Origin of the sequence: Bradyrhizobium sp. JR4.3 (assembly GCF_040547695.1) — a bacterium.
Classification (GTDB): Bacteria; Pseudomonadota; Alphaproteobacteria; order Rhizobiales; family Xanthobacteraceae; genus Bradyrhizobium; species Bradyrhizobium canariense.
On record NZ_JBEPQF010000008.1, the window covers coordinates 276,241 to 294,992 of the forward strand.

At 65.2% G+C, this 18,752-nt stretch carries 15 protein-coding genes; 3 read left to right on the top strand and 12 right to left on the bottom strand.

Going from position 1 to position 18,752, the window contains the following annotated elements; genetic code table 11:
- Positions 1-5: 5 nt before the first annotated feature.
- Entirely contained in the window at positions 6-1,226 is a 1,221-nt protein-coding gene (locus ABIB91_RS16270) for a cytochrome P450 (protein ID WP_354162194.1), read from the bottom strand.
- A gap of 83 nt (positions 1,227-1,309) precedes the next feature.
- On the opposite strand from ABIB91_RS16270, the gene ABIB91_RS16275 reads away from it, so the two are divergent.
- A complete protein-coding gene (locus ABIB91_RS16275; RefSeq protein ID WP_354162191.1) occupies positions 1,310-1,816 on the top strand; it encodes a MarR family winged helix-turn-helix transcriptional regulator in 507 nt (168 codons plus the stop codon).
- A gap of 388 nt (positions 1,817-2,204) precedes the next feature.
- Here the strand turns inward: ABIB91_RS16275 and ABIB91_RS16280 are convergent, their stop codons facing one another.
- Positions 2,205-4,058, bottom strand: a complete 1,854-nt coding sequence (locus ABIB91_RS16280; protein ID WP_354162188.1) for a feruloyl-CoA synthase — start codon at positions 4,056-4,058, stop codon at positions 2,205-2,207.
- Positions 4,059-4,365: 307 nt separating this feature from the next.
- Here ABIB91_RS16280 and atzF point away from each other — a divergent pair, with 307 nt between their 5' ends.
- Positions 4,366-6,171, top strand: a complete 1,806-nt coding sequence (atzF, locus tag ABIB91_RS16285) for an allophanate hydrolase (RefSeq protein ID WP_502916983.1) — start codon at positions 4,366-4,368, stop codon at positions 6,169-6,171.
- Positions 6,172-6,282: 111 nt separating this feature from the next.
- Here atzF and ABIB91_RS16290 read toward each other — a convergent pair whose 3' ends face one another.
- The 10 genes from ABIB91_RS16290 to ugpB form a co-directional block, all read right to left on the bottom strand.
- Positions 6,283-7,005, bottom strand: coding sequence for a GntR family transcriptional regulator (locus ABIB91_RS16290; RefSeq protein ID WP_007597956.1), 723 nt, complete (start codon positions 7,003-7,005; stop codon positions 6,283-6,285).
- A gap of 4 nt (positions 7,006-7,009) precedes the next feature.
- The gene (gene hpxZ, locus ABIB91_RS16295; protein ID WP_007597958.1) at positions 7,010-7,402 is read right to left on the bottom strand and encodes an oxalurate catabolism protein HpxZ; all 393 of its coding nucleotides are present in this window, start codon (positions 7,400-7,402) and stop codon (positions 7,010-7,012) included.
- A 1-nt stretch (position 7,403) separates the two neighbouring features.
- The gene (locus ABIB91_RS16300; RefSeq protein WP_354162180.1) at positions 7,404-8,801 is read right to left on the bottom strand and encodes an AtzE family amidohydrolase; all 1,398 of its coding nucleotides are present in this window, start codon (positions 8,799-8,801) and stop codon (positions 7,404-7,406) included.
- 7 nt (positions 8,802-8,808) lie between these two features.
- Positions 8,809-8,988, bottom strand: coding sequence for a DUF4089 domain-containing protein (locus ABIB91_RS16305; protein WP_007615797.1), 180 nt, complete (start codon positions 8,986-8,988; stop codon positions 8,809-8,811).
- A 19-nt stretch (positions 8,989-9,007) separates the two neighbouring features.
- Positions 9,008-10,765, bottom strand: coding sequence for a dipeptide ABC transporter ATP-binding protein (locus tag ABIB91_RS16310; protein ID WP_354127038.1), 1,758 nt, complete (start codon positions 10,763-10,765; stop codon positions 9,008-9,010).
- A gap of 103 nt (positions 10,766-10,868) precedes the next feature.
- Positions 10,869-11,768 (bottom strand): ABC transporter permease, encoded by a 900-nt coding sequence (locus tag ABIB91_RS16315; RefSeq protein WP_354162175.1) that lies wholly within the window; start codon positions 11,766-11,768, stop codon positions 10,869-10,871.
- A 2-nt stretch (positions 11,769-11,770) separates the two neighbouring features.
- The gene (locus tag ABIB91_RS16320; protein ID WP_007597968.1) at positions 11,771-12,784 is read right to left on the bottom strand and encodes an ABC transporter permease; all 1,014 of its coding nucleotides are present in this window, start codon (positions 12,782-12,784) and stop codon (positions 11,771-11,773) included.
- 239 nt (positions 12,785-13,023) lie between these two features.
- On the bottom strand, positions 13,024-14,646 hold the full coding sequence (locus tag ABIB91_RS16325) for an ABC transporter substrate-binding protein (RefSeq protein WP_354162171.1): 1,623 nt from the start codon (positions 14,644-14,646) through the stop codon (positions 13,024-13,026).
- A 396-nt stretch (positions 14,647-15,042) separates the two neighbouring features.
- On the bottom strand, positions 15,043-16,002 hold the full coding sequence (locus ABIB91_RS16330; protein ID WP_354162168.1) for an aminoglycoside phosphotransferase family protein: 960 nt from the start codon (positions 16,000-16,002) through the stop codon (positions 15,043-15,045).
- Positions 16,003-16,227: 225 nt separating this feature from the next.
- Positions 16,228-17,568: a sn-glycerol-3-phosphate ABC transporter substrate-binding protein UgpB gene (ugpB, locus tag ABIB91_RS16335; protein ID WP_354162759.1), complete on the bottom strand. Its 1,341-nt coding sequence runs from the start codon at positions 17,566-17,568 to the stop codon at positions 16,228-16,230.
- 185 nt (positions 17,569-17,753) lie between these two features.
- Here ugpB and ABIB91_RS16340 point away from each other — a divergent pair, with 185 nt between their 5' ends.
- The gene (locus ABIB91_RS16340; protein ID WP_354162165.1) at positions 17,754-18,749 is read left to right on the top strand and encodes a TRAP transporter substrate-binding protein; all 996 of its coding nucleotides are present in this window, start codon (positions 17,754-17,756) and stop codon (positions 18,747-18,749) included.
- Positions 18,750-18,752: the final 3 nt, after the last annotated feature.

Consider the following 18,752-nt stretch of genomic DNA (forward strand, 5'->3'; position numbering starts at 1 on the left):
TCGCGTCAGGCCGGCGTGATGCTCACGGGCAGGCTGTCGAGCCCGCGCAGCGTGTTGTTGAAGCGGCGCTTTGGCTCGCCCGTGATCTCGATTTTTGCGATCCGTCGGGCCAGCGCCGCGAGCATTGTCTCGCCTTCGAGCCGCGCGACCAGCTGGCCGACGCACATGTGAATACCTGAGCCATAGCCAACATGGCCGGACGTGCGGCGGGTGATGTCGTAGCTGTCAGGCTTGTCCCAGCGCCGCGGATCGCGATTGGCAGCCGCCAGGAACATCAACACCTTCTCGCCCTCACCGATGGTCGCGCCTGACAGTTCGACCTCGCGCGTTGTCGTGCGGAAGAAGGTCTGCACCGGGCTTTCAAAACGAACGGCCTCCTCGAAAGCGTTGCGCGCCAGGGTGGGATCGCCACGCAGGCGCTGCCACTGCTCCGGAAAGCGCGCCAGGCAATACACCGCAGCACCGATGCCGTTGACCGTGGTGTCGAGGCCCGCCGACAGCAGCGAACGCACCAGCAGCGGCGCTTCGGTGGCGGTGATGGCACCCTCGTCGACATGGGCGTGGATGCAGGCGCCGATGCCGCCGGGCGTGAGGTTGTCCCGCTGGCACTGCTCGGTGACGTAGGCCTGGTGCGGCGCCGAGCGCGCGATCGCTTCCTGGCGCAACTGGTTCGGCGGGCCGAAGGCGTTGAACACGACACTCGCATAGGGAATGAGATTCTCGCGCCCCTCCGGCTTCAGCCCGAGCGCATCCGGGAAGATCGACAGCGGATAGGCCTCGGCGAGGTCCGTGATGGCATCGAAGCTGCGCTTCTCCAGCAGCGCGTCCACACGCTGTTCCGCTACCGCGGCAAAGCGGTCGCGGAGCCCCTTCATCACCGTCGGCGACAGCACCTTTGAGAGCACGGCGCGGGTACGGGTGTGCGCGGGAGGATCGGCTTCGAGGATCAGGCTCGGCGGCCGCCACGGCGTCTCCTTCTTGAAATCGGCGAGGCCGACGCCGCGGCTGGAGCAGAACGTCGCGGGATCGTTCAGCACGGCATGAACTTCGGCATAGCGCGCCACGCCATAGACGTTCCACTTGTCGAGATAGACGACAGGTCCCGCCTCCCGCAGCAGCTCATGCGTGGGATAGGGATCGGCGAAAAAATCCATTGCGAAAGGATCGACGTCGAGATGCGGGACGGCCGACGAACCGTTAATTTCCGGGGAGCTGGATGTGCTCATGGAAGTCCTCCCTCATTTTGAACTTGTGAAAGTGCGGCGCTTACCCTTAGGTCTCCAGACACGCCGCGAGACAGAATCCCGATATGCCGCCGTCTTCGACCAGAGCCCGCCAAAAACCTGCGCACGCCGAGACGGGACCGACGCTCGATCTCGACCGCTACGTCCCCGCGTTCATCACCTTCATCGCCAACAAGCTCTCGAACAGCGCCACCGCGTTCTATCAGCGGCAGTTCGGCGTCAACGTCACGGAATGGCGGATCATGTCGCTGCTGGCGATCGAGCCCGGCATCCCCGCCTCGCGCATCTGCCACGTCATTGGTTTCGACAAGGGCCCGGTGAGCCGGACGCTGGCTGGCCTGGAAAAGCGGGGGCTGATCTCGATCCGCACCGATCCCAACGACGGGCGCACCCATTCGATCTCGCTGACGGCGAAGGGCCGCGCCATCCATGACAAGGTGATCGTCGCGGCCTTCGAGCGCGAACGGCGCCTGTTGTCCTGCCTGGACAAGGGCGAGCGCGAGGTTCTGATCGACCTGTTGCGCCGCCTGCACGAAAATCTCGGCGCGGTGACCGGCGGCACCGAGACCTGACGGGCCACGCAGCGGCCGCTGAGCCCTGTCATTTCCAGGCATGCGCTGTCGTTCGCCGGCGGCACCCTCTCTGCCGAGCATAGCTTCCTCCGATCCGACGCGGCGGTTCCTCCCGCCGTCACCTGTCTGGAACGGTTCGCACAAATTAGTTGCTTGGGCAACAAAAGAATCATGCAGGATAATGCGGCAGGTTTGCTGGCGTATCGCGAGCTGTCTCTCCCCCTCTCCCCGTCCTTCACGGGGAGAGGGAGGGGTGAGGGGCTGTTTCCGCAGATGAGATGATCGTGAGACCTGTACCACCCGGATCGCGCCGGACGATGCTCCGCATCGCCGGGGCGATCCGACCTCTCCCAGCGAGCGGGGAGAGGTTAGGAGCAGCGGCGCGCAATCAGTAGCAACCAATCCATTCACCCGAGACATCGTCATTCAACCGCGCCAGAGCATCGGCGCGCCGCGTCAGCACGGCGCGCTGATTGATGTAGCCCTTGTCGGTGATCTCGCCGCCGTCCACCGACGGCGGCTCGGCGAGCAGCAGCGCACGCGTGGCGTGGCCGGAGGAGTTGGCGCCGTGTTGCTTGAGCTTCGCCAGCCCCTGCGCGATCGCGACTCTGACCTTGTCATGCGCGAGCACATCGTTGACGCCTGCGGTCTCGGGCAGGCCGGCATGCGCGCGGCACGCGGCGATGTTCGGAAAGACCAGGAAGCGCACCTCGTCGCTGCCGTGACCGGCGACGACGATGTCCTGCGCGAGCGGCGCCAGCGCGGCGATGCCGGCGAGGCGCAGCGTGCCGACGCTGACCCAGGTGCCGGAATTGAGCTTGAAGTCCTCCGCGACGCGGCCGTCGAAGAACAGGCCGCGCTCGGGCCGGTTCACATCGGCGAACTTCACGGCGTCACCGATGAGATAAAAGCCCTCGTCGTCAAACGCCTGCCTGGTCAGCTCCGGCGCCTTCCAGTAGCCCGGCGTGACGTTGGGGCCGCGCACGCGCACCTCCAACTTGTCGCCCGAGGTGACGAGCTTCAATTCGGTGCCGGGGATGGGCACGCCGATATTGCCCGACCGCTCCGCGAGGAAATGGCAGTCGGTGGCCAGCGGCGACGTCTCGGTCGAGCCCCACGCCGAGACCATCGGCATCGCGCGGCCAACGGTCTTGATCGAGAGTTCTTCCAGCGCATCCCAGAGATTCTGCGGCAGCGCAGCCCCGGCGTAGAACGCGAATTTCACCTCGCTGAAGAAGCGGCCACACAGCTCCTCGTCGCCGCGCAGCGCCGCGATCAGCATGTCGAAGCCGCGCGGCACGTTGAAATAGACCGTCGGCATCACGCTTCTGAGATTGACGAGTGACGTCGCAAACAGGCCGGGCGCCGGTTTGCCGCCGTCGATATAGAGCGAGCCGCCATTGCGCAGTACGAGATTGAAATTGTGGTTGGCGCCAAATGTATGGCTCCAGGGCAGCCAGTCGAGAATGACGAGATCGCAGCCAGTTTGCTCGAGAAACGTCCAGGTCTGTGCCTTGGCCTGCTGGCTGGACGTCAGCATGCGCTGGGTGTTGATGACCGCCTTCGGCGTGCCGGTCGAGCCCGAAGTGAACAGGAGCTTTGCGATCGTATCGGGCGTCACCGCGGCGAAGGCTTTTGCGACGTCGGGACTCTCGGACGTTGCCGCGATGGCGCGGAAGGCCAACGCATCGGCATCGTCTGAATTGCCGCTGATGATCTGCGCGCTATGCAGGGGTTTGATCGCGGCCAGCGCCGCCGCAAACGGCATCGTCGCGGAGACATAGATCGCGGCGGGCTCAAGCAGCGTAATCATGCTCTTGAGCTTGTCGAAATCCTTGGACATCAGCGAATAGGCCGGCGAGATCGCCGCCGAGGGCACGCCGACATGCTGGGCCGCCAGGGCCAGCAGCGCGTGATCGATGCTGTTGTCGGAGAGGATCGCGAGCGGGCGCTCCGGACTGAGACCTTGCGCCAGAATCCAGGACGCTGCCGCGCGCACCTTGCGGAGCGCCTGCGCATAGGTGACGGTGGTCCATGGCGCTTCGGCACTGCTGCGCTCCGCGAGGAAAATCGCATCGGGCCTCTGCCGCGCCCATTGCTCCAGCCAGTCGCCGACGCAACGCGCGCCATCGCGCAGGGCCTCGGGCGAGCGCAGCACGATGCTGCCGTCGGCGCGATGCTCGGCAACGGTTCTGGGTGTCGCGAACAGGCTCGAAGCATCACCGCGAGGGGCGGCTGTCATGGTTTCCTCCTCGCCCGGAAGCCGGGATCGACCGCAGCCTCGTCGCGGACCGCGTTGGCCGGCATGTTGGCCACGACAATTGTTGGGGCGCAAGCTCGAGGCCGGTGAGCTGCCCATTATTCGCGCAAATGCCCGTAACAGGGCGCTGACACGCAGGCCCGCCGGCGCTCGAAATATCCCACAAGCCACTGATCCATCGATAATATCCGCAGCACTTGTCCTGCCCGGATTCTGTACACAATGGCACATCGCTTGCTTCGATCCGGGTGAAGAGACGTAGCCGGAGTTTGTCGCCATGAGGGCTGAAATGGGGGCTGAGCAGCCTGAAACGATTGCCGCGATCGTGGCCGCGCACCGCGCGGGCACGCTCACGCCGGCGCAGACGGTTGCGCGCACCTATCAGCGCATCCGCGACCACAACGATCCCGCCGTCTTCATCAGCCTGCGCGACGAAAAGGACGCGATCGCGGAAGCCGAGAAGCTCGCCGCCAAGGAGGCCGCCACGCTGCCGCTCTATGGCGTGCCGGTCGTGGTGAAGGACAATATTGACGCGCTGGGATTTCCGACCACTGCGGCGTGCCCGGCTTTCTCGTACATCCCGACACATGATTCGACGGCGGTGCAGCGGCTGCGCGCCGCCGGCGCCATCATCATCGGCAAGACCAATCTCGACCAGTTTGCGACCGGCCTTGTCGGCGTGCGCTCGCCCTACGGCATCCCCCGAAACGCGATTCGCGAGGATCTCATTCCCGGCGGCTCCAGTTCGGGATCGGCCACCGCCGTCGGCGCCGGGCTGGTGCCGCTGTCATTGGGCACCGACACCGCCGGCAGCGGGCGCGTGCCGGCGATGCTCAACAACATCGTTGGTCTCAAGCCCAGCCTCGGTATGATCTCGACCGCTGGCCTGGTGCCGGCCTGCCGGACGCTGGACTGTATCTCGGTGTTCGCGCTGACCGTGGACGACGCCGCGCTGGCGCTCTCCGTGATGGCGGGTCCCGATCAGGCCGATCCGTTCTCGCGCGACCGGCCGCTTGGCGCGATCACCCCGCTCCCGGCAAACCTGCGCCTCGGCGTGCCGCGCAGTGGACAGCTGATCTTCTTCGGCGACAAGAAGGCGGAAGCGGCTTACGCTGACGCGTTGAAGCGCTGGACCGCGCTTGGCGCAACCCTCGTCGAGTTCGACCTCGAGCCATTCTACGAGACGGCGCGGCTGCTCTACGAAGGACCGTGGGTCGCCGAGCGCTATCTCGTGATCCGCGACCTGCTGGCGTCCGCGCCGGATACGATCCATCCGGTGACACGCGAGATCACTGCTGCCGGCGCGCGGCTGACGGCGGCGGAGACCTTCTCCGCGCTCTATCGCCTGCAGGGCCTGCGCAAGATCGCCGAACGCACCTTCACCAATATCGACGCGCTGGTGCTGCCGACGGCGCCGACGGCCTATACGACCGCGCAGGTGCTGGCCAATCCGGTCGAGCTCAACAGCCGGCTCGGCACCTACACCAATTTTGTCAATCTGCTCGACCTCTGCGGTCTCGCGCTGCCGGCGGCGATGCGCGCCGACGGCATCCCGTTCGGCATCACGCTCCTTGCGCCCACCGGCCACGACGCGCTGCTCGCGAGCATCGGCCGCGTGTTCCATGCCGATACCAAACTGACGCTTGGCGCAAAGGGCGCGGCACAACCCGCGCTGGCGCCGCTTGCCGCAAGCGGCATCGACGAGATTCCCATCGCCGTGGTCGGCGCGCATCTGTCCGGCATGGCGTTGAACGGCGAGTTGAAAGCGCTGAACGGCCAGCTGATCGAGGCGACCAGGACCGCGGCGGACTACAAGCTCTACGCATTGAAGACGACGCCGCCAAAGCCGGGCATGCTACGCGTCGAAGCCGGCAAGGGCGCCTCGATCGAGCTGGAGATCTGGTCGCTGTCGTCGTCCGCCTTCGGCAAGTTCGTCAACGCGATTCCCGCGCCGATGGCGATTGGCACCGTGCGGCTGGCTGATGGCCGCAGCGTGAAGGGTTTCTTGGTCGAGCCGGAGGTGCTGGGCGACGCGCACGACATCACGGCGTATGGCGGGTGGCGGAAGTATATGGCGGAAGCCGCGAGGGCATAGGTCTCGTAGGGTGGGCAAAGCGAAGCGTGCCCACCAACCCCGTCAGCTTGGGTAGACGGTGGGCACGGCGCTTTGCGCCTTTGCCCACCCTACGGCACCGTGCGCGCGGCCCTACACCGACACCGCGTAGATCTCGTACTCCCCGCGCACCAGCTCGATATGCGCGCGCATCGCGGCGGCGGCGCCCTGCTTGTCGCCGCGCATGATGGCGACGACGACGCGGTCGTGCTCGGCTTGCGACTTTGCCAATCGGCCGAGGTTGCGGAACTGGGCGCGACGAAACGGCTGCACGCGCACGCGCGTCGCCAGCGTGATCTCGGCGATGTAGCCGTTCTGCGACCCGGCATAGATCGCGTTGTGGAAGCGCTCGTTGACCTCGTGGAAGCGCTCGGGATTGCCGGCGTAGCTCAACACCCGCAGCTCTTCGTGGATGGCTTCGAGGCCGTGACGCTCAGTGGCGGACATGCGCTCGGCGGCAAGACCCGCACAGAGCGCCTCAAGCTCCGCCATGGCCTCGAACATGCCCGTCAGCCGCTCGAATGAAGGCTGCGCCACCACCGCGCCGCGATGGGCGCGCGCTTCGACGAGGCCGCTCGCGACGAGCTGGCGCAGTGCTTCCCGCACCGGCGTGCGTGAGACGCTGAAGCGGCGCGCGATGTCGGTCTCGTCAAGCGGCGCGCCGGGCGGCAGAGCTCCGCGCACGATCTCGTCAGCGAGCTGCAGGCGCAGCTCCTCGGCGCGCGTGATTTTGTGCGCTGATGGTGACGCCCGGTCGACACGCGGCACCGCCGGATCGGCCGGCAGCGCTCCGGGCGGAAGATCGTCAAGCGTCATACGGTCAGGTCTCTTTCGACTCGTCGATGATGCTGACATGGGCGGCGACGACGCGCCAGCCCTCCGGGAATTTTACCCAGGTCTGCATCTGCCGGCCGACCTTGCCCGGCATCGTGTCGCGATAGAACAGGGTGGAGGCGACCGCCGTGTCGCGGCCATAGCTGGTGATCACGGTTTTCGCGGTGCGGCGATTGAGGCCGACCGGCGAGCGCCCGGCGCGGAATCCGGAGATCGCCTCATAGCCGTAGAGATTCTCGCCGATGCCATAACGCAGCGTGCGGGGATCGTTGCGGAAGAGCTCGCCGAGCACCGCGACGTCGTTGGTGATCAACGCCTGCTCATAGCGATCGAACGCGGCTTTGACGTCCGCGATCACGTCGGGGAGATCGATCTCCATCTCAAAATCCTTTTGCGCTGGGCGCGGCGGCGACGCCCATCTTCTCCAACGCGTATGCGACGCGCAGCGCGATGTCCTCGCGCCATGGCGCGGCGATGATCTGCACGCCGATCGGCAGCGGTTCGAGCGGCACCGGCACGGCAACCACAGGCAGGCCGATGAAGGAGATCGGCTGGGTGTGGATGCCGATATTGGCGCGCACCGGCAGCTCCACGCCGCCAAGATTGAAATTGACTTGGCCGAGCTTCGGCGCGGTGCATGGCGTCGCGGGCGCAAGCAACACGTCGACGGATTTGAAAATCTCGGCGAGCTGCGCGCGATACCAGCGGCGGAATTTTTGCGCGCGGTCGACCAGCGGCGCCGGCACCATGGCGCCCGCGATCAGCCGGTCGCGCACGGCGGGATCGAAATCGTTCGGCCGCTTGCGCAGCCGGTCGAGATGCAGCGAGGCGCCTTCGGTGGTGGTGATGACATAAGCCGCCGCGCGGGCGCGCGCGGCTTCGGGCACGTCCACCACGCGCGTTGCGCCCAGCGCCTTGGCGACGCGGCTGACGGCTTCGACGGCTTCCGGAAACAGATTCTGCTGGAAGTACCCGCCGGCGATTGCGATGCGCAGGTCCGAAACCGGATTGGCGAGCAGCGGCAGCGTCGGCTCCAGACCACGTGTGGTGGTGCAGGCGGCGTCGTCCGCATCCGGCCCCTGCATCGCGTCGTAGGCCAGCGCGAGATCGGTGGCGGAGCGCGCGAACGGGCCGAGATGATCGAGGCTCGCGACGAACGGGAAAGAGCGCGCACGCGAGAGCCGGCCATAGGTCGGCTTCAGGCCGAAGATGCCGCAGAACGAGGACGGCACGCGGATCGAACCATTGGTGTCGGAGCCGAGCGCGATCGGCACCAGCGCGCCGCCGACGGCGCTGCCGGATCCGCCCGAGGAGCCGCCGCTCATCCGCGTGGTGTCGTGCGGATTGCGCGAGGGACCGTCATGGACGTTCTCGCCGGTGAAGTCGTAGGCGTATTCGCCCATGTTGAGCGCACCGACCAGCACGGCGCCGGCCGCTTCCATCCGCTCGATCAGCGTGGCGTCGCGTGTGGCGAGTGCGCGATCACGGTTGATCTTCGAGCCTGCGCGCGTGGCGAGGCCTGCGACGTCGAACAAATTCTTGACCGCGAAGGGCACGCCGGCCAATGGGCCGACGGTCTTGCCGGCGGCGATGTCGGCATCGATCGCGCGCGCTTTGGCGCGGGCGCGATCGGCGGTGATGTCGGTGAAGGCGTTGAGGATGGTGTCGTGCTGCTTGATACGCGCAAGCGCTGCTTCGGTCGCATCGAGCGCCGACATCTTGCGGCCCGCAACCGCGCTCGCGATCTCGGAGGCCGTCATCTCTGGCTTGGTCGTCATGGCGGCGTCAGACCGTGAAGACGGGCGCCGGCTCGGTCTCGTCCGGCAGCGCGAATTCGTCGACGAGGCGGCCGAGCCGTAGCGAGACCTCGAGATTGGCGCGAATGGACGACCTCCATGCTTCCTCGACAGGCAACGCCAACGCTTTCGTAACAGCGTCGATATAATCGTCCAGCGGTTCGGCCATCACGCTCCCAAACAAGCTCTCAGTGTGCGCCCAGTGTCTGCAGCGGCGGATGCGGGATCGCCGTCAACAGCTCCTTGGTGTAATCGTCCTGCGGATCGCTCAAGACCCTCTCGGAAGATCCTTCCTCGACGATTCGACCCGACCGCATGACAATGACACGATCGCACAGCAAGCGCACTACGTTCAAATCATGCGAGACGAACAGATAACTCATACCTAGCCGCGCCTTGAGGTCCTGGAGCAGATTGAGAACCACGGCCTGGACCGAGACGTCGAGCGCGGCGGTCGGCTCGTCCAGGATGACGAGTTTCGGGTGCAGGGCAATGGCGCGGGCGATGCCGACGCGGGCTTTCTGGCCGCCCGACAATTGGTGCGGGAAGCGATCCAGCAGATTGTGCGGCAGGCCGACCATGGTGGCGAGCTCCTCGCAGCGGGCGCGGAGCGCGTCCCGCCCCCTGATGTCGCCAAGCTGCATGATGGGATCGGCGATGGCACGCACGGCGGTGAAGCGCGGGTTGAGGCTGTCGGTCGGATCCTGGAATACCATCTGGATGCGGCTGCGCTGCGGCAGCCGGGCAAAGCCGGCGGGCGCGATGGCGCCGATGTCCTCGCCGTCGAACTGGATCAGGCCCGAGGTCTGGTCCAGCAGCCGCATCACCATCATCGACGTGGTCGATTTGCCGCAGCCGGACTCGCCGACCAGGCCGACGCTCTCGCCATGGCCGACCGTGAAGCTGATGCCGTCGACCGCGCGGAACACATCCGGCTCGACCGGCGGCTTGCGGCCGAACAATTTTCCGAGCGTGGCGGTCGCGCCCTGGCGGGGATATTCCTTGACCAGCTTGTCGATGAGGAGAAGAGGCGTCTTCTCCCTCTCCCCGTCCTTCACGGGGAGAGGGTTGGGGTGAGGGGCTGCTTCCGCGGGCACGGTGCTGGGAGAGGCAAGAGTCTCCTCCTCCGGCAACAGATCCCGCAGGCTCACGCCGAGCCGCGGCGTCGCGCGCATCAGCTTCTTCGTGTAGGGGTGCTGCGGGTTGGCGAAGATGTCGGCGGCCTTTGCGGTCTCGACCACCCGGCCCTTTTCCATCACCACGACGCGGTCGCAATAGGCGGCGGCGAGGCCGAGATCATGCGTGATCAGGATGGTGGACATCGCCTTGCGCTTGGTCAGCTCGACGATCAGATCCATCACCGCCTTTTGCGTAGTGACGTCCAATCCGGTCGTCGGCTCATCCGCGATCAGCAGCTGCGGATTGCAGGCGAGCGCGAGCGCGATGACGACGCGCTGGCACATGCCGCCGGACAATTCGAACGGATACGCGTGATAGCGCTCGCGCGGGCGGGCGATCTTGACCTGTTCCAGCGCCTCGATCGCCTTTTCGCCGCGATCGGAAACCATGGCCTGCTGGACATGGGTGCGCAGCACGTCTTCGATCTGGTCGCCGACCTTCCGGATCGGGTTGAGCGCGGCGCGCGGGTTCTGGAAGATCATCGAGACTTCGCGACCGCGCAAATCGCGCATCTGGTCTTCGGTCGCGGCCTTCACGTCGATGCCCGAGAACATCACCGAGCCCTCGGCGATCCGCCCTGCACGATCGAGAATGCGCATCACGGCATAGGAGGTCACCGATTTGCCGGAGCCGGACTCGCCGACGATCGCCAGCGTCTCGCCCTTGGCGACGGAGATGTTGACGTGCTGGACGGCTTTGACGATGCCGCGGCGGGTGGTGAATTCGACGGTGAGGTCCTGGACGTCGAGCAGGGGCTGGGCGGTCATGGATGCCTCCCAAACAAAAACATCGAAAACAACCCCATGCACAGTAGAACGGGATTGAAATCATTGGAGAATTTTGAGCGAAAATTTGCGCGGAATCCAGCCATCACGTCCTCCGCTGGGGGTCGACGATGTCGCGCAGGCCGTCGCCGAGGAGGTTGAAGCAGAACACGGCGATCATCAGAGCGAGGCCCGGAAATAGCGCGATCCACCATTCGCCTGACACCATGAAGCCGGCACCTTCGGCGACCATGATGCCCCATTCCGCCGTCGGCGGACGGACGCCGAGGCCGATGAACGAGAGACCGGCGGCATTGAGGATGGCATAGCCCATGGTCAGCGACATCTGCACGATCATGATCGGCATGATGTTTGGCAGGATATGCACGAGGAGAATGCGGAATTCGCCGTTGCCGGACAGCCGCGCGGCCTGCACGAAGCCGGCGTTGCGGCGGACATTGGCTTCGGCGCGCGCGACGCGGGCATAGAGCGGAAAGTTCACGATTGCCGTGGCCAGGATGATGTTCTGCACGGTGTTGCCGAGCGCGGCGACGATGCCCATGGCGAGCACGAACAGCGGGAACGCCATGATGGTGTCGGCGATGCGGCCGACGATGCGATCGGTCCATCCGCCGAAATAGCCGGCTGCGATGCCGGCGAGCCCGCCCATCAAAAACACCAGCACGACGGAGGCGACCGCGATGAATGTATCGAGCCGCGTCGCCACCACGACCCGGCTGAAGATGTCGCGGCCCAATTGGTCGGTGCCGAACCAGTGCGCGGCCGAGGGTGGCTTCAGCGACGCCGCGGTGTCGGACGCCAGCGGGTCATACGGCACCACATACGGGCCGAAGATCGCGGCAAGGAGGATCACGATCAGCAGCCCGAAAGCAAATCCCGTGACCTTGTTCTCGCCGAGCACGTAGCGGGTCTGTTCGAGGAGCGCGACGAACCCTGAGGTCCGCGCGGGACCGACAGGTTCAACAGCAGGCGCAACGGTGCTCATGATTAGCCCTCCAAGCGCACGCGTGGATCGATCACGCCATAGAGAATGTCGATCACGAGATTGAGCAGCACGTACATGACCGCCATGGTCAGTACGAAACCCTGCACCGGCGCGAAGTCCGACGAGATCAGCGCTTCGACCGCATAGGAGCCGATGCCGGGCCAGGCGAACACCTTCTCCACCAGCACGTTGGCGCCGAGCAGGAACGAGAACACCATGCTCAGCGTGGTGATGACGGGGAGCATCGCGTTGCGGAAGGCGTAGGTGACGATGACGGTCGCCGGCGACAGGCCGCTGGCGCGCGCGGTGCGCACGAACTCCGACGACAGCACCGCCAGCATCGAGGCGCGCGTCATGCGCGCGATCGGCGCCAGCGAGAAGATCGCAAGCGTCGTCGCCGGCAGGATGAGCTGGCTGCATGCGGAACGGAACGCCTCGAAGTCGCGCGCGATCAGGGTGTCGATCAGATAGAAGCCAGTCACCGTCGGCGGCGCGCTGTAGAACACATCGAGCCGGCCGAGCGGCGCGGGCGACCAGCCGAGCCGGAAATAGAAGACATAGACCAGCACGAGACCTGTGAAGAACACCGGTAACGAGACGCCGGCGGTCGTCGTCACACGACAGAGATGATCGACCCACGATCCCGGTCGCGTCGCCGCCAGCACGCCGAGCGGAATCGCAATCACGATCGAGACGATGAGACCGAGCAGCGTCAACTCGGCGGAGGCCGGCAGGCGGTTGCGGATCTCGGCCGCGACCGGCTGGCCGGTCGTGAGCGAATTGCCGAAATCGCCATGGGCGAGATCGTTGGTGTAGCGGAAGAACTGTTCGATCAGCGGCTTGTCGAGGCCGAGCTTCTTGCGGATCTGCTCGACGGCTTCCTTCGTCGCGGCGGGGCCTGCGAAATACGCGGCGGGATCACCCGGCAGCGCGCGGGTCAGCAGGAAGGTGACGATGACGACCCCGATCAACGAGGGAATCGCGAACATCAGGCGCTTGCCGATCATGGTCAGCATGATGATGTCCTCTCGCGCTTCGCTTTGAAATGAGATCGCGCAACGCGCTCCCCTGCGTTCCCTCCTCCCTTGTGGGGGAGGGCTAGGGAGGGGGGTGGCTCCGGGAGAGGTCTGAGGTTGTGGCTACCCCTCTCCCCAACCTCGAGAGCGAGCTTCGCTCGCCTCGGACCCCACAAGGGGGGAGGGAGCCCGAAGAGCGTGCTCACCTCACTCTGAAGGACAGCGCCCGCCATCCGCCCTCACCCCTTCGCCATCGCGCGGTAATCCAGCCTCCGGTGGAACCAGTATTGGTAACCGCTGATGTTCTTCTGCATCGCGACGTTGACGAAGGGCTGGTACAGCGGGATGCGCGGGATGTCGCTGTAGGCGAGGTCGACGAAGCCCTTCACGTCGGTGTCGTAGGTCGCGGTGTCGCCGGTCGCGGCAGCATTGCGTGCGCCGTCGATCAGCTTGTCCATCTCCGCCGACTTGTAGCTCATGGTGTTGAAGACGGAATTATTGCCGTGATAGCACCAGTAGAAGAAGTATTCGGGGTAATCGAGCCATCCCGAGAACACGTTGGTGAAGAGCGGCATCTCCTTCTTGTTCAACTCGGTGCGCCAATTGGCGCCGGGCACCTTGTTGATGGTGGTCTTGATGCCGATCTGGGCCAGGCTCTCCTGCACGAGCACACAGAGCGGCTCGTTGACGCCCGCGAAGTTGAGGTCGAACGAGATCGTGGTCTCGAAGCCGTTGGGATGACCGGCTTCAGCGAGCAGCGCCTTCGCCTTGTCCATGACGGTGTTGTATTTGTGCGGCTGCGGCCAGGCGACTTCGGTGGGCTTGTCCTTCGGCGCGCCGAACATCGGGTTCGCCAGCCCGAACATCACCGCGTCCATGATCTTCTGATAGGGAATCGCGTAGGCGACCGCCTGACGCACCTTGGGATTGTCGAACGGCGGCTTGGTCACGTTCATGCCGATATACTGGATGCCGTTGGAGAACGGCAGCGACACCACGTTGAGCTTGCCGCTCGCCTTCATCTCCTGAAAGTCCTTGAACGGCAGCTCGTAGGAAATGTCGGCGTCGCCGCGCTCCAGCAGCGCGCGGCGATTGCCGGCCTGCGGCACCATGCGCCAGATCACGCGCTTGATCTTCGGCAGCGGGCCGCCGACCCAATCGTCGTTGCGCTCCATCACGACTTCGGTGCCGGCGGTCCACTTCGTCACCTTGTAGGCGCCGGAGCCCGCGGTCTGCTGCTTGGTGTACTCAAGACCCCACGGATCCTTTTCGCTGGCATTTTTCTTCACCAGTTCGGAGTTGACGATGCAGGGCACGATCACCGCGAGATCGGGGATCGTCAGCTTGTCCTTTTTCAGGAAGTCGATACGCACCGTGTAGTCGTCGATCACGACGAACTGCTCAGGCTTGGTCAGCGAGCCCGCGCTCATCTGGAAGGTGGGGAAGCCGCCGACGCTGACGGCGCGGTCGAGCGACCACTTCACGTCCTTGGCGGTCACAGGCGCACCGTCGTGGAATTTGGCGTTCTTCTTCAGCTTGAAGGTGACCGACATGTCGTCGATCTTGAAGTCCTCGGCGAGCTCGCCCTTGAACTTGTCGCGGTCGTAATAGGGCACGCCGCCGGGGCCGGTCTTCATCTCGTGGCTGAGCAGGCGATCGTAACAATTCCAGGACACCTCGTAGCCGGGCACGTTGGTGCCGACGCCGTGGATGTCGAGATTGTTGGGGCCGCCTTCCGAGACGATCAGCAGCGTCTCCGAGCGCGCATCGGCATAGGCCGACGAGATCACGGACGGCATGGCCGGAAGCGCCGCGCCTGCGGCCAATCCGGAAACGGACTTGAGGAAATCGCGGCGCTTCATGAAATGGCTCCAACACAAAGTTTTCTGGTTGGAACTGGATTCGCAAGGTTCGTGCCAAGGCTTAATGAGAGTTTAAACCGGCATAAGCCGCTGATATATCTACATGAAACAGCCATTGACCGGACCGTCGATCAAGGGCCAATCATTTGGGACGTTGCATACAAAGATGCGCATTTGCTCATAAAATAAGCTGAATTGAGCTTCGCTTGTTTGGCGGGCGGCTTATTGAACCGCCGTCGTCCTGGCGAAAGCCAGGAACCCATTACCCCAGGGAGAAGTTGCGGCGCGAAGCTGGCAACCACGAGTCTTCGCAAAACCCCGCCCTGGGGTAAGGGGTCCTGGATCAGCGCTGCGCTTGTCCAGGACGACAGCGTTGATGAGGTCGGCAGCGGTGAATTACTCTGCCCAGATCAGCTCCTGCAGCTCGACCAGATCGTTCGCCTTGTCCTGCCAGCCCTCGATGCAGATGTGGCTGTTGAGGTCGCTGGCGCGATGCAGCAGCATCAGCGCCATCAGGCGGCGCTTGAGCGCGAAGTCGGGCTTGGCGTAGCCAAAGCCTTCGAGCAGGCTGCGCACCCTCCCCGGCCGGCCCGCTGCCATGAAGGCGCTGGGGCCGAGCAGATCGTAGTCGCGCCATCCCGCCAGCACGTCGCCGAAGTCGAAGAGCCCGGCCAGCGACCATTGGCCGTCGTCGCAGGCGAGCAGGAAGTTCTCCGGAATGTATTCGCCGATCAGGATCACCGGCGGCGCATCCGTCGGAATGAGCGCGGCCGCGTCACGCAGGAGATCGTCGAGGCCGGCGAGGAATTTCGGCGCAAGACCGAGACGCGTGTGCCGCGCCTTGCAGCCCTGCATCTGGACGCGCACGAAGTCGTCCCAGCGCGGCTGGATCTGCGCGAGCGGGCCGAGCGGCGCACGCTGCACGGACGCGATGGTCTCGCCGATCTGGCGCAGCACGCGCTCCTTCTGCGCTTCAGGTAATTGCGGCCAGGCCTCCGAACCAAGCGTGCCGGCAAGGCGTGTGACGACGAGATAAGGCCAGCCGTCGCGCTCGCCTTCGGCGACGATCTCGGGGATCGGCAGGTCAAGGCGGCCGGCAAGCTGGGCCAGCGAGCCGCGCTCGGAGACGAATTGCGCGCGGAGCAGCGGCGGGAAGATTTTGAGGATCAAGCGATCGCCGAGCCCGACCACGAGATTGGTGCCGGTGGCAAAGACGTGCGGCGCGCTGACATCGAGATCGTGGCTGCGGGCGATGTCGAGCGCGATCGGCAGCCATCGCGGAGGGTCGGCGCGAAAGGCGCGAAAGCTCTCGGCGTCGGCAAAGTGGGGGAGCTGATCCGATGGACCATTTGTCATCCGCATGCGCTCACGCAGGACAGGCTTGAGTTGATCCGGTGCCGACCCAGGACGCGGTGCACCTCGCCCGCTTGCGGGAGAGGTCGACGCGCAGCGGCGGGTGAGGGCTCTGTCCTCTAGGGGATTGTCCCGTTGAGGAGACACCCTCTCCCCAACCCTCCCCCGCAGGCGGGGGAGGGAGCGCACCTCGCTCGCTTCTGGAGCAGAAGCCTGACATCACCAGCATTACCGATCCGGGCTGGCGCGCTCGAACTGGCGCAGGATTTTGTTGCCGCGCTCGACCGCGGCATCGAGCGCGGCTTGCGCGCTCTTACGGCCGGCAAAGGCCTGCTCCAGCTCGTCCTCGATCGCGCCGCGGATCAGCACGAAGGAGCCGAGCCGGATGCCTTTCGAATTCTCCGTCGGCGGATGCAGCGTGATCTCCTCGAACGAGATCGCCGAGCCGGGATTGCGCTCGTAAAAACCTTGCGCGCGCGTCAGCTCGAAGGCCGCGCGCGTCACAGGCAGATAGCCGGTGTTCTGGTGCCAGGCGGCCTGCACGCCGGGCTGCGACAGATAGGCGAAAAATCGCGCCACGCCCTTGTATTCCTCGCGCGGCCGGTCGCGCAGCACCCAAAGTGTGGCGCCGCCGATGATCGAATTCTGCGGCGCGCCCTTCACGTCGGGCCAATACGGCATCAGGCCGTAGCCGATCTCGAACTTCGAATTCGCCTTGATGTCGGCGCGCGTGGCCGAGGAGCCGATGAAGATGCCGCATTCGCCGTTCTGGAAGCGCGGCTCGGCCGACTGGCCGCGGCCGCTATAATCGAATACTTTGGTCTTCTGCCACTCGCTGAGCTCGGCGACATGACGCACCAGAGACGGATTGTTGATGGTCAACTCCGCATCGAGCGCGGCAAAGCCGTTGGTCCGCGTCGCCAGCGGCAGATTGTGAAACGCCGAAAAATTCTCGACATGGATCCAGGACGGCCAGGACGTGGTGAAGCCGCACGCCGCGCCGCGATCGCGCAGGCGTTTCGCAGCAGCACCGAGCTCCGGCCAGGTCTTCGGCGGCGCCTCCGGGTCGAGGCCCGCGTCGCGGAACATGGTCTTGTTGTAATAGAGGATCGGCGTCGACGAATTGAACGGGAAGGACAACAGATTGCCGGCCGCATCGGTGTAATAGCCGGAGACGGCGGGAAGGTAATCGCTGAGCGAGAACGGCTCGCCCATGTCGCGCATCAGGCTGAACACGGGATAGATCGCGCCCTTGGCCGCGGTCATGGTGGCGGTGGCGACCTCGTTGACCTGGACGATCGCGGGCTGGCTGCGCGAGCGGAAGGCGAAGATCGCGGCCGTCACCGTCTCGGTGTAATTGCCCTTGTAGGTCGGCACCACGCGATAGTCCGGCTGCGAGGCGTTGAAGTCGGAGGCGAGCTTTTCCAGTTGCCGGCCGAGCTCGCCGGACATGGCGTGCCACCACGCGATGTCGGTCGCGGCACGCACCGGCGCGGCCAATGAGAGGACCGCAAAGGCGGCGACGACCTGCAAAAGGCGCGATGCTGAAGTCACGATGGCTCTTTCCATGCCGCACGACGAAAGCGGCTGTCCCTGCTTAAGGCGCGGCATTTGCGGTTTCAACCGGGAATGAGCCCCGGCCGCGCCGCACAATCACGCAGCAGTGCCGGGCGGGATGGCCTTCCCACGACCATCTGCTAGATTGCATTGAACCTTTTCCTCCCGCCATAGACTCCACCACTGAGGGGTTGAGTGTGCCAGTGTTGAACCGTGCCGAACGCAAGCGGACCGGGGTGGTTTTCGTCGCGCTTCTGATCGCCATCTGCGCGACGGGAGCCGTTGCGCGCGAATTCCGCGCAGCCGACACCCAGACCGAGGATTATCCGACCGTGCAGGCGCTGCGCTACATGGGCGCCCTGATCGCCGAGCGCAGCGGCGGCCGGCACGAGGTCAAGGTGTTTCACTCCCGCCAGCTCGGCGAGGAGAAGGAGACCATCGAGCAGACCCGGGTCGGCGCGATCGATCTCAACCGGAGCAATGTGGCGCTGATCGGCAACTTCGTCCCGGCGATGAACGTGCTGGCGATGCCGTTCCTGTTCCGGTCCATCGAGCACATGCAGAAGGTGCTGGACGGACCGATCGGCGGCGAGATCCTCGGCAGCTTCGAGCCCTATGGCTTCGTCGGCCTCGCGTTCTACGATTCCGGCGCGCGGTCGATCTACAACGGCGCCCGGCCTGTGCGGAGTGTCGCGGACCTCAAGGGGTTGCGGATCCGGGTGCAGCAGTCGGAGTTGATGAGCCAGATGATCCGCGCGCTCGGCGCGGAGCCGGTCGAGATGCCCTATGGGCAGGTGCTTGCCGAGCTTGCCAACCATCTGATCGACGGTGCCGAGAACAACTGGCCCTCCTACGTGACGACGGACCATTACAAGCATGCCGGCTATCTCGCGCTCACGGAGCACACGATGAGCCCCGAAGTGCTGGTGATCTCGCTGAAGGCCTGGAAAAGCCTCTCAGTCGACGACCAGACCATCTTCAGGGAAGCCGCGCAGCGCTCCAGCCGCTTCATGCGCGAGAAATGGCGCGACCTCGAGGAGCAGTCGCAGCGCAAGGCGGAAGCAGCGGGCGTCACCATCGTCAGGGATATCGACCGCAAGCCGTTCGAGGACGCGATGGTCGCGATCTACGCCAAGGCCGGGCAGGATCCGGTCGCGGCCGCGCTGATCGAACGCATTCGCAAGGTGGAGTGAGGC